This is a genomic window from Kitasatospora sp. NPDC058032 (assembly GCF_042885845.1).
Classification (GTDB): Bacteria; Actinomycetota; Actinomycetes; order Streptomycetales; family Streptomycetaceae; genus Kitasatospora.
Window position 1 is genome coordinate 1 of record NZ_JBHVRK010000051.1, and the last position, 9,636, is coordinate 9,636.

Sequence of the window (9,636 nt, forward strand, 5' to 3'; positions counted from 1 at the left end):
TGTTAATAGCCCACACCCCACCCCCCCCCCCCCACTCGCCGGGGGGGGTGTGGGGGGGGCGCCGCCCGCGCCGCGCGCCCGCCCCACCCCCTCCCCCTCCCCCTCCCTCCGCCCTTCCCGCTCCCGCTCCCGCGCACCCGCCCACCAACCCGCCCACTGCCGCTATTCCGTTGTTTCGCCCTCCCGTTGTCCCCCGCCGGGGCCAGGAGGGCCCCGGCGGGGGCAGGCCGGTGAGGGGGAAGCCCGGTGGGTGCAGTGGCGGGGGCCGCGTCCGGCCGACCGCTCACTGCGCGCCACGCACGCCGCCTTCGGGGCTACGCCACCGGTGCCGGGACCACCTCCTCCTGTCGGCCAGGCGGGTCGAGCTGGAGCAGCAGTAAACGTTCCGCGAGCTCGTCCTCCTTGGGTCGCTCGCCCGCGATCGTCCTGACGGCGTCGCGCAGTTGGGCGACCAGCCGGGTGCACTCCGCTCCCGCATCCACACCGTCGATGCACGCCCAATAGAGGCTCTCGGTGTCCGCCCCGCAGGCCAGCACCACCAGCGTCTCCCCGATGTCCCGCAGGAGTCCGCCGAGCTCGTCCAGCATCGGCCCCAGCTCGCCCAGCTCACTGAGCCTTCGGGCCCGGCTGCCGGGACCGAAGGCCGACGCCCCCGCCACGTCCCCCGTCGCATGGTCCAGGCAGCACGCCGCGTGCAGCGCCGTCTCGGCCAACAGCTGCCCGAGGCCCGAGAGTTCGCCGTACTCGGAGCCCCCGAGCCGGGTGCCCACCGCTTCGGCGAGCAGAGCCGCCTGCCGGGCCTCGGCCAGCACGTCCGGGATGTTCCTGGTCTCCGCCAGGGCGTGCCGGGCGGTCTTGATCAGTCGCAGCGCCTCCATGCCGAACGCTCCTTCCGTCACCCGCGCGGCGCTCTGCCGTGCGGTCACGGTGAGAGAGTGCGCCGGGACGGAAGGGTCTGCACGCGGACATCGGAAACCTGTGGACAACCCGGGGGCTGTGGACAACTCCCGTCCCCCACAAGGCTTAGGAGGCATCCTCCGGGTTGACGTCGGCCTCCTCGGCGAGGGCGCCGGGGGCCGGGAAACGCAGTTCGTTGCGCTCGATCTTCTCCGCCAGGGCCGTCAGCGGATCGACCCCGACCACCGTGCAGAACTGGAGCAGGTAGGCGAGCACGTCGGCCACCTCGTCGCGCACCCGGTGGGCGCGATCCGGGTCGTCCATCACCGCGGACGCCTGCTCGGGCGTGAGCCACTGGAAGATCTCCAGCAGCTCGCCGGCCTCCACGGTCAGCGCCGCGGCGAGGTTCTTGGGCGTGTGGAAGGGCTCCCAGCGGCGCGCCGCGGCGAACTCCACCAGCCGCTGACGCAGCCCTTCCAGCGTGGGCCCGGGGGTATCGGTCTCTCGTTCGGTCACCCGTCCAGGTTTACCTCATCGCCCGCCGCCGGACCCACCGCCGGACCCGCCACCCCACGGGCCACCGAACCCGGTGCCGTACGCGCCGACGGAAGCACGGGTGAGGCCGCCGAACCGCCCCGCACCACCTGCCCCGGCACCCGCGCCGTCTCCGCCCGCAGCACCGTCAGCCCCGAGCCGGGATCGCGCCGGCACTCCACCACCGCCACCCCGGGCGGCAGTTCGCCCACCCCGCCGAGCGCGTCCCGCGCCGCGGCCGGCTCCTGGAGCGTGGCGAGCACCCGCAGCTGGTTGCGCCCGGCCATGTCCCGGGCGAGCCGCAGCAGCGACGCGCTCTGGTCGGTGCCGAGCCCCGCCCCGAGGTCGTCGGCGAGCACGGTCAGCTGCCGCTGCGCCCACGGCACCTCGACCGCCACGTCGAGGTCCAGCACCCCCGCGCCGGTGAGCAGCACCGCGGCGAACGCCAGGTGCCGCAGCATCCCGTCGGAGGCCTGGTCGGCTCCGGTGCGCCCGAGCAGTCCCTCGTCGAACACCGCCAGCACCCGCCGGTCCGCGCCGCTGCCGCGGTGGGCGAGGTCGAGGCCGAGCAGCGGGTGCGGGGCGGCGGACTGGACGACGCGCAGCAGCTGCCCGTAGCGGCGGGGGCACTCGTTGCCGAGCCGGGCGATCAGGGCGGAGATGTTGGCGGCGGTGCTGACCAGCCGGGCCTGCGGGTCGGGGCGGGCCCAGCCTCGCATGAGGGCCGGTACCGGGTGGACGGGGAACACCTCGCGCAGCGCGGTGAGCAGCTGTTCGGCGGCGGCGAGGACCTTGCGTTCGCCGGGCGAGGAGCCGGCGACCCGCAGCGGGATCTGGGCGGTGATCAGCGTCCCGCTGGGGAACGGGGCCCGGATGTCACCCTGCCGGGTGTCGTTGTGCCAGCTGACGTTGACGCGGCACTTGCGCAGGTCCTGTTCGCCGGTCTCGACGAGGGTCTGCCCGTCGAGGGTGAGCTGTTCGCGGGCGATGCGGACCGGCCCGTCGGTGCGGACGACGACTTCGAGGCCGATCGGCCCGTCCGGGGAGCGGACGGTGCAGCCGAGGATGAGGGCGTTGCGGCCGTGCGGCACACAGCCGTCGAGGCCGCCGCGCAGCCGGGTGGCGAGCGGGCCGGTGGTGCCGGGCCGCCCGTCGAGGGAGGCGCCGATCTCCTCGCCGAGGGCGAGCCGGGAGAGGACGGCGAGGCCGTCGAGCGCGTTGGACTTGCCGACGCCGGCGGGACCGTGCAACACGGTGAGGGGCGCGAGTGGGAGGGTCGCGCGCCGGTAGGACTTGAAGGAGGTGAGCCGGATCTCCTCGACGATCGGGCGCCGGACGGTCGGCTCGCCCGGGTCCGGGCTGCGCTGCTGCGGGTGGGCCGGCACGGCGGGCCGGGTGGCGTCGCGGTTCACCCGTCGGACGTTAGCGGCCGGTCGGGAGGCAGAAACGTGCCTGCCCGGCAGATTCATCCCTTCGGGGTGGCCCCGGCGCGCGTGGCCGGGCTCGCGCCGTCCGCCGCCGCGCAGGGCCGACGGGCGGCGTGCGGAGCCGGTTCAGCGCCGCCCGGCGCCGCGCACCACCGGATCAGCGCCGGTAGGCGGCGACGGTGACGGAGGCCGTCACCTCGACCGGGTCCGGCAGCACGGCGAGCCGCTCCGCCAGCCGGGCCGGGTCGGTGTGCCAGGCGCTCGGCCCCATGCCGACCACGGTCCGCACCTCCTCGGCGGACAGCCGCAGCGTGAACTCCACCTCGCGCTGCCCGGCCGGTGTCAGGTACGGCCCGAGCTTCTCGTCGATGCGCCGCTGCTTCTCCTCGTCGACCGACAGCAGCCCCAGGGCGGCGACGAGTTCGCGCAGGTGGCGCGAGGTCGGAGCGACGAGCAGCAGGGTGCCGCCGGGCCGCAGCACGCGGCGCAGCTCGGGGCCGTTGCGCGGGGCGAACACATTGAGGACGAGCCCGGCGCCGGCGTCCAGCAGCGGCAGCGGGCGCCACGCGTCGCAGACCACGGCGCCGATCCGGGGGTGGGCCCTGGCGGCGCGGCGCAGCGCGTACTTGGAGATGTCGAGGGCGGCGCCGGGCCGGCCGGGGAGGGCGTCGAGGACGTGGGCGAGGTAGTGGCCGGTGCCGGCGCCGAGGTCGACGACGAGTCCTTCGGGGTCGGCGGCCACGGCTGCCTCGGCGAGGGCGTCGGCGATCGGCCGGTAGTGGCCGGCGGCGAGGAAGTCGCTGCGGGCGGCGACCATGTCGGCGGTGTCACCGGTGCCGGTGTGGGCGTCGCCGGCGAGCAGGCTGACGTAACCCTGCTTGGCGACGTCGTGGCTGTGTCCGGCGGGGCAGCGCAGGGTGCGCCCGTCGAGGGTGAGCGGCTGCGCGCAGTGCGGGCAGGCCAGGTAGGGCTCGATGTCCTGCAGCAAGGGTCCGTCTTCTCTCGCGACCCGGTCGCGGGCTCCGGCCGGGGGTGCCAGCCTAACGAGCCGCGGCGGGCGGTCCCGCATCCGCCGGGGCGCCGGCCCGCGGGCCGGGGACGGACGGCCGCTCCCGGGTGCCCGCGGCGGCGGCCCGCAGGGCGAGCGCGGCCAGTGCCTCGGGCGCGCCGGCCTGGCCCCGGATGCCCGGGAAGGCGTTGACGTCGACGACGACCGGTTCGTCCGGCCCGTCCAGCAGGTCGACGCCGTAGACGTCGAGGCCGAACACCTCGCCGACCCGCAGGGCGAGCCCGGCGCGCTCGGCGGGCAGCTCGTCCGGCCCGAAGCCGTCCACCGGCCCGGATCCGCCTCCCGGCCCCGACCCGCCCGCCGGTCCCGATCCGCCCACGCCGTGTGGCAGCCCGGTGTGGGCGGGGTCGGCGAGTTCGGAGCGCCGGCGGGTGCAGAACAGCTGCCCGGCGACGACCCAGAGCTTCTGGTCCCAGCCGGTGCTCGGCAGGTAGGGCTGGGCGACGACGGGCTCGTCGGCCCACTCCTCGGCGAGCGCGCGCAGCCGGGCGAGGTCGTCGACCCTGGCGACGAGGTCGTGGCGGCGGCTGTGCCGGCTCTTGAGGACCAGCGGGAACGCGAGTTCGCCCGCCTCGGCGGCCGCGAGCAGCACGGCCGGGCGGTCGGCGGTGCGGGTGGGTGCGAAGGGCACGCCGGCCCGCCGGGCGAGTTCGGCCATGGCGGTGCGGTCCTGGCAGAACTCGGTGGCGGCGGCCGAGTTGACGACGGGCGCGCCGCGCTCCTCCAGCGACCGGGCGAGCGTGAGGGCCGCCGGGGTGCGGGCCTTGAGCAGGTAGGCGTCGGCGAGCGGCCCTTCGCCCGCACGACCCGCCGGGTCGAGCGCCTCGACCCGGTGGCCGGCCGCGGTCAGCAGCGCACCGGCCGCGGCGAGCAGCGGGTGGTCCGGGGCGGAGGTGATCAGGCCGATCCTCACAGCGGGCCGCCGACGCCCACGCCGCCCATGCCGGCCACCCCGACAGCGGCCCCGCCGCCCTGCGCGGGCATCCGTACGGCCCGCGCGCCGAGCCCGACCGCGCCCACGGGGGCGTCCAACCCGGAGGCGTCCAACCCGGAGGCGTCCAGCGCCACCGCGGGCGCCGTGACCGCCGTGCCGGTGCGGGCCAGCCGCAGGACGGCCCGCGCGACCCGCGCGACCGCGTCCGGCACCTGCCGGAAGCTCGGGAAGTCGTTGATGTCGACGACCACCGGCCCGTCCGGGCCGAGCAGCACGTCGACGCCGTACAGGTCGAGCCCGAACACCTCGCCGACCTGCGCGGCGATCCGCGCCACCTCGGCCGGCAGCGGCACCTGCCGCTCCCGCACCCCCTGGTCGGGGTTGAGGGGCGAGCACCGCTCGGTGGCGTACAGCTCGCCGTCGACGCAGTACACCTTGAGGTCGGTACCGGAGTTGGGCACGTAGGGCTGGGCGATGAGCAGGCCCTCGCCGGCCAGCACGGGGCCGATTCCGGCGAGGTGCCCGGGGTCGCGGACGAGCCGCACGGCCCGCCCGGAGCTGCCGTCGGCGGGCTTGACGACCAGCGGGTACTCGGCCGCGGGGATCTCGGCGAGCCGTTCCCAGCGGGCGGCCGCGTAGGTGACGGGGACGGGCAGTCCGCGGGTGCGGGCGATGACGGAGGCGAGTGCCTTGTCGCGGACGCCGCGGATCGAGCGGACGTCGTTGACGGTGGTGAGACCGACCGCGGCGGCGGCCTCCAGCAGGGTGAGGCCGGGCCCGCCGGAGACGGTCTTGAGCACCCAGGCGTCGTGGCTCCCGGCGCGGACCGCCTCGGAGATCGCCATCAGCGAGTCGCCGGGGCGCAGCACGTCCACCCGGTGCCCCCACGCGGTGAGTTGCCGTACGACGTCGAGCGGCATGCCGTCGTGCCGGTAGTGCTCCTCCACCAGAAAGCAGAGCCTCATGAGCCAGTCATCCCCCTCGCTTCGCCCAGCGCGGACGTCCGCCGTCCCCGTCCGGCAGAGCTGTAAAAGCCCCAGGATGTCATGGGGTCCGCACACAAGATCGCCCGGCCTGTAAGCGTTGGGCAACAATCGCGGCGAAATGCCCGGGCCCGGCGGCCTTCCGGGGCTCCGGGCGCCCTCGCGGGGTCCGCGGTCCGCGCCGGGGCCGGGGCCGGGGCCCGCAAATCCCTGGCATGAACGGGGCAGGCCTGCTTGGATGCACGGCGTGACCTTCAACGATCTTGAAACCGCCGCCTCCGCCTCCGCTGCCTCCGCCGCCCGGCCCGACCGGGTCCTGCTCGACGAGATCGAGCGCTACTACGACGCGGTTCCACGCGCCGCCGCGCGCGTGGAGGACTTCGGGCCGCTCAGCCTCTTCGTCCGCGAGGGCGCCGGCTGGCCGTACTACGCCCGGCCGACGCTGGGCCACCAGGGTCCGGCGGCCACCGCCGAGGACGTCCGCCGGGTACTGGCCCGCCAGCGCGAGCTGGGACTGCCCGAGGCGTTCGAGTGGGTGGCCGAGCACGACCCGCTGCTGCGCGCGGCGGTGGAGAAGGCGGGGCTGGCAGTGCACGAGCACCCGCTCCTGGTGCTGGGCCCGCAGGACGCCCCGGGCGTGCCGGGCCCCGCGGCGGACGGTGTGGCGGTGCGGGTGCTGACCGCCGACGACCCGGCGCTCGCGCACGCGGTGGCCGTCCCGCACCTGGCGTTCGACGAGCCGGGCACCGGCGTGGGCGACACCGGAGCGGCGGAACTCGCCGCGAAGGCCCAGGTGTTGGGGTCCGACGGCACCGCCGCGCGGACCGCCGAGCGGATCGCCTCCGGGCACACCGTGCTGGCGGCGGCCTTCGAGGACGGCACTCCGCTCTGTGCGGGTCAGCACAACCCGGTCGGCGCGGTCACCGAGGTGGCCGGCGTGGGCACGCTGCCCTCGGCGCGCCGGCGCGGGCTGGGGCTGGCGGTCACCGCGGCGCTGGTCGAGCACGCCCGGGCCACCGGGGTGCGGACGGTGTTCCTGTCCGCGGCCGACGAGGACGTGGCCCGGATCTACCGCCGCGCGGGCTTCCGCCCGTTCGCGACCGCGCTGATCGCCGAGCCGGCCGAACCGACCGAGCAGACCGAGCCGGCGGCCGGGACCAGCTGAGCCCGCCCTCTCTCGGTCCTGGTCCCGCTCCCCCTCACTCCGAGTCGTCGTCGTCCTCGCCGCTGACCTCCTCGTCCTCGGCCTCGTCCACCACCCAGGCGGCCAGCCGGTCCGCCACCCCGGAGACGGTCAGCCGCCCCTCGCGGATGGCCCGGGCGAGGCTGCGCACCTCCCGGGCCGTGGTCGCCACCGAGCAGCCGCTGGCCACCAGGTAGGCGTAGGCGACGGCGGTGGCGAACAGCTCGTTGGTCTTCTCCAGCGCCGGCACCCGGATCAGCTGGTGCATGAGGGCGGCGGCGCGGTCCTGCGGTTCGGGGTAGACGGCGATGTCGAAGATCTCGGCCTGGTGCCGCGCGACGGCGGCGAGCAGCGATCCGTAGTCGGTGACCTGCGGGTCACCGGGCGTGTACTGCTCGGCGGTCATGAGCAGCCACGAGAGGTCGACCTCCAGTTTCAACGGCGCACGTCCTGCAGGTCGGCGCCGCCCCGCTGCTCGCCGAACTCGGCGAGGAACGCCGTCTCGTACTCCTTCATGAACTGCGCCGCCGCGTCGACGAACACCCGCCCGGCCTCGCCCATGTCCTGCTGGACCAGGCGCTCGATGTACTGGTTCATGCTGATCCCCTGCTGCTCCGCCCGTTCCCGGGCCATCTCCGCGGTGGTGGCGTCCACCCGGACGTTCAGCTGCTTCTTACCCATGAAATTCAAGCTAGCGCTGAAGTGCTAGCACAACAAGGGCGCGTGCGGCTCCTCGCACGCCCGCTCGACGCGCTCGGCACCGGCGGAGAGGGAGACTTGAAGAGTTCTTCACCTTCGTAGATTCTGAAGTGCCCCGAGCATTCCCTGGAGCGGCACCGACCGGTGTGGAGGCCGGCACATGACAGCCATGTTCGACCAGGAGCTGCGCGAGCAGCTCACCCAGGCCCGCAAGGAACTCGCGACCGCCCGGGCCGAAGGGGACGCCGACGGCGTCCAGGCGTACCAGGGCCGGATCGCCTCGCTGATCCGGCTCGCCGCCCAGCACGGCATCGCCCTGCCGCACGACGCCCAGGAAGAGGAACACCACCTGCCCTGAGCCGCCCGCGGCACCGACGAAGGCAGAAGAGGACGGAAGAGAGACAGAAGAGGACAGAAGGAGAGAGCAGAGGACGACGACGGAGGCGGTACCCGGAAAACCCGGGTACCGCCTCCGTCGTCGCGTCCGAGGGTCACTCGCCCCCGACGGGCTCCAGGATCGCCACGCACTCGAAGTGGTGCGTCATCGGGAACAGGTCGAAGGCCCGCAGCGAGACCGGGCGGTAGCCGCCCGCGCGGAAGAACGCCAGGTCCCGGGCGAGGGCCGCCGGGTCGCAGGCCACGTACGCGATCCGGCGGGCGCCGAGCCCGGCCAGGTGGGCGACGGTCTCCCGTCCGGCGCCCGCGCGCGGCGGGTCGAGCACGATGAGGTCGGTCGCGGTGATCCCGGTGCGCGGCAGCAGGGACTCCACCCGGTCGCACTCGATCCGGACGTTCTCCAGCGCGGCCAGGTTGTGCCGGGCGTCGGCCACCGCCTGCTTGCCGGACTCGATGCCGAGCACCGCGCCGTCCTCGCCGACCCGGTCGGCCAGGGCGCCCGCGAACAGGCCCACCCCGCAGTACAGGTCGAGCGCGTTCTCGCCCCACTGCGGGTCCAGGCCGTCGAGCACGGCGTCGACCAGGGTGTCCGGCGCCTCCGGGTGGATCTGCCAGAAGCCGCCGTTGCTGACCCGCCAGGTCCGCCCGGCGGCGCGCTCGCGCACGAAGCCGCGGCCGTGCACCTTGTGGGGGTCGCCCTGCTCGTCGATGCGGGCGATGGAGACCGGACGGTCCAGCTCGACCAGCGGCAGCTGCGCGCCCGGCGCCGGGGTGAGCACCACCTGACGGTCCGAGGAGCCGGAGGCGGCGATCGCCTCGACCGAGACGACACCCGGCCAGTCGCGGGCCTCCACGCCCAGCTCGGTGACACCCTCGGCGGCGATCAGGCAGCGGTCGACCGGCTGGATCTCGTGCGAGCGGTGCTTGCGCAGCCCCACCTTGCCGCTCCGCGGGTCGACGGCGTACTGCACGCGGGTGCGCCAGGCCGGCACCTGGCCGGCCGACAGCTTGCCACCGACCGGCTCGACGCTGCCGTCCCAGCCGGCCTCGGCCGGGGTCAGGCCGGCCAGCTTGGCCAGCTGCTCGGTCAGCACCTGCACCTTGAGCTTGCGCTGGCCGCCGGGCGTGACGTGCTGCCAGTCGCAGCCGCCGCACTTGCCGGGCCCGGAGAACGGGCACGGCGGAGCGATCCGGTCCTTGGCGGGCTCCAGGACCTCCACCGCATCGGCCCGCAGGAAGCGCGAGGTGGTGGTGCCCTCGGTGACCTGCGCGATCACCTTCTCGCCGGGCAGCGCGTGCCGGACGAACAGCACCCGGCCCTCGTGCCGGGCCACGCAGTGACCGCCGCCGTGCGCGACGGAGCCGACCTCGACCTCGTAGCGCTCGCCGACCAGCGGGTCGCCAGTGGGAGCCTTCGGCGCCCTGGGGGCCTTGGGGGCCTGGGACGCCTTGGGCGCGCCGGCGGTGGGGGGCGCCCCCGGGGGGCCCACCGGCCGCATGCGCGGGGGCTGCGG

The 9,636-nt window shown here is 75.4% G+C and carries 11 protein-coding genes; 2 read left to right on the forward strand and 9 right to left on the reverse strand.

Going from position 1 to position 9,636, the window contains the following annotated elements:
- Positions 1 to 314: 314 nt before the first annotated feature.
- The 6 genes from ACFVUH_RS36860 to ACFVUH_RS36885 all read right to left on the reverse strand — a co-directional run bounded on the left by ACFVUH_RS36860 (position 315) and on the right by ACFVUH_RS36885 (position 5,826).
- A complete protein-coding gene (locus ACFVUH_RS36860) occupies positions 315 to 926 on the reverse strand; it encodes a DUF6099 family protein (protein ID WP_387917977.1) in 612 nt (203 codons plus the stop codon).
- Between the two features lie 97 nt (positions 927 to 1,023).
- The gene (locus tag ACFVUH_RS36865; RefSeq protein WP_387917979.1) at positions 1,024 to 1,413 is read right to left on the reverse strand and encodes a nucleotide pyrophosphohydrolase; all 390 of its coding nucleotides are present in this window, start codon (positions 1,411 to 1,413) and stop codon (positions 1,024 to 1,026) included.
- Positions 1,410 to 2,843 (reverse strand): AAA family ATPase, encoded by a 1,434-nt coding sequence (locus ACFVUH_RS36870; RefSeq protein WP_387917981.1) that lies wholly within the window; start codon positions 2,841 to 2,843, stop codon positions 1,410 to 1,412. The genes ACFVUH_RS36865 and ACFVUH_RS36870 overlap by 4 nt, the downstream gene beginning before the upstream one ends.
- Before the next feature lie 172 nt (positions 2,844 to 3,015).
- Complete coding sequence (locus ACFVUH_RS36875; protein WP_387917982.1) at positions 3,016 to 3,846, reverse strand: putative RNA methyltransferase; 831 nt, start codon at positions 3,844 to 3,846, stop codon at positions 3,016 to 3,018.
- 52 nt (positions 3,847 to 3,898) lie between these two features.
- Positions 3,899 to 4,840, reverse strand: coding sequence for a RimK family alpha-L-glutamate ligase (locus tag ACFVUH_RS36880; RefSeq protein ID WP_387917984.1), 942 nt, complete (start codon positions 4,838 to 4,840; stop codon positions 3,899 to 3,901).
- The gene (locus ACFVUH_RS36885) at positions 4,837 to 5,826 is read right to left on the reverse strand and encodes a RimK family alpha-L-glutamate ligase (RefSeq protein WP_387917985.1); all 990 of its coding nucleotides are present in this window, start codon (positions 5,824 to 5,826) and stop codon (positions 4,837 to 4,839) included. The genes ACFVUH_RS36880 and ACFVUH_RS36885 overlap by 4 nt, the downstream gene beginning before the upstream one ends.
- 265 nt (positions 5,827 to 6,091) lie before the next feature.
- Here ACFVUH_RS36885 and ACFVUH_RS36890 point away from each other — a divergent pair, with 265 nt between their 5' ends.
- On the forward strand, positions 6,092 to 7,009 hold the full coding sequence (locus ACFVUH_RS36890; RefSeq protein WP_387917987.1) for a GNAT family N-acetyltransferase: 918 nt from the start codon (positions 6,092 to 6,094) through the stop codon (positions 7,007 to 7,009).
- A 34-nt stretch (positions 7,010 to 7,043) separates the two neighbouring features.
- Here the strand turns inward: ACFVUH_RS36890 and ACFVUH_RS36895 are convergent, their stop codons facing one another.
- Both ACFVUH_RS36895 and ACFVUH_RS36900 read right to left on the reverse strand, forming a co-directional pair.
- Positions 7,044 to 7,466, reverse strand: coding sequence for a fic family toxin-antitoxin system, toxin component (locus ACFVUH_RS36895; protein ID WP_355376046.1), 423 nt, complete (start codon positions 7,464 to 7,466; stop codon positions 7,044 to 7,046).
- Complete coding sequence (locus tag ACFVUH_RS36900; RefSeq protein WP_344332776.1) at positions 7,463 to 7,708, reverse strand: toxin-antitoxin system HicB family antitoxin; 246 nt, start codon at positions 7,706 to 7,708, stop codon at positions 7,463 to 7,465. Before ACFVUH_RS36900 ends, ACFVUH_RS36895 begins: the two co-directional genes overlap by 4 nt.
- Before the next feature lie 178 nt (positions 7,709 to 7,886).
- Here ACFVUH_RS36900 and ACFVUH_RS36905 point away from each other — a divergent pair, with 178 nt between their 5' ends.
- Positions 7,887 to 8,084: a hypothetical protein gene (locus tag ACFVUH_RS36905; RefSeq protein WP_355376048.1), complete on the forward strand. Its 198-nt coding sequence runs from the start codon at positions 7,887 to 7,889 to the stop codon at positions 8,082 to 8,084.
- 133 nt (positions 8,085 to 8,217) lie between these two features.
- On the opposite strand, the gene ACFVUH_RS36910 is transcribed toward ACFVUH_RS36905, so the two are convergent.
- Positions 8,218 to 9,621 carry a class I SAM-dependent RNA methyltransferase gene (locus tag ACFVUH_RS36910; RefSeq protein WP_387917995.1) on the reverse strand — a complete coding sequence of 468 codons (1,404 nt, stop codon included), beginning with the start codon at positions 9,619 to 9,621 and terminating at the stop codon, positions 8,218 to 8,220.
- Positions 9,622 to 9,636: the final 15 nt, after the last annotated feature.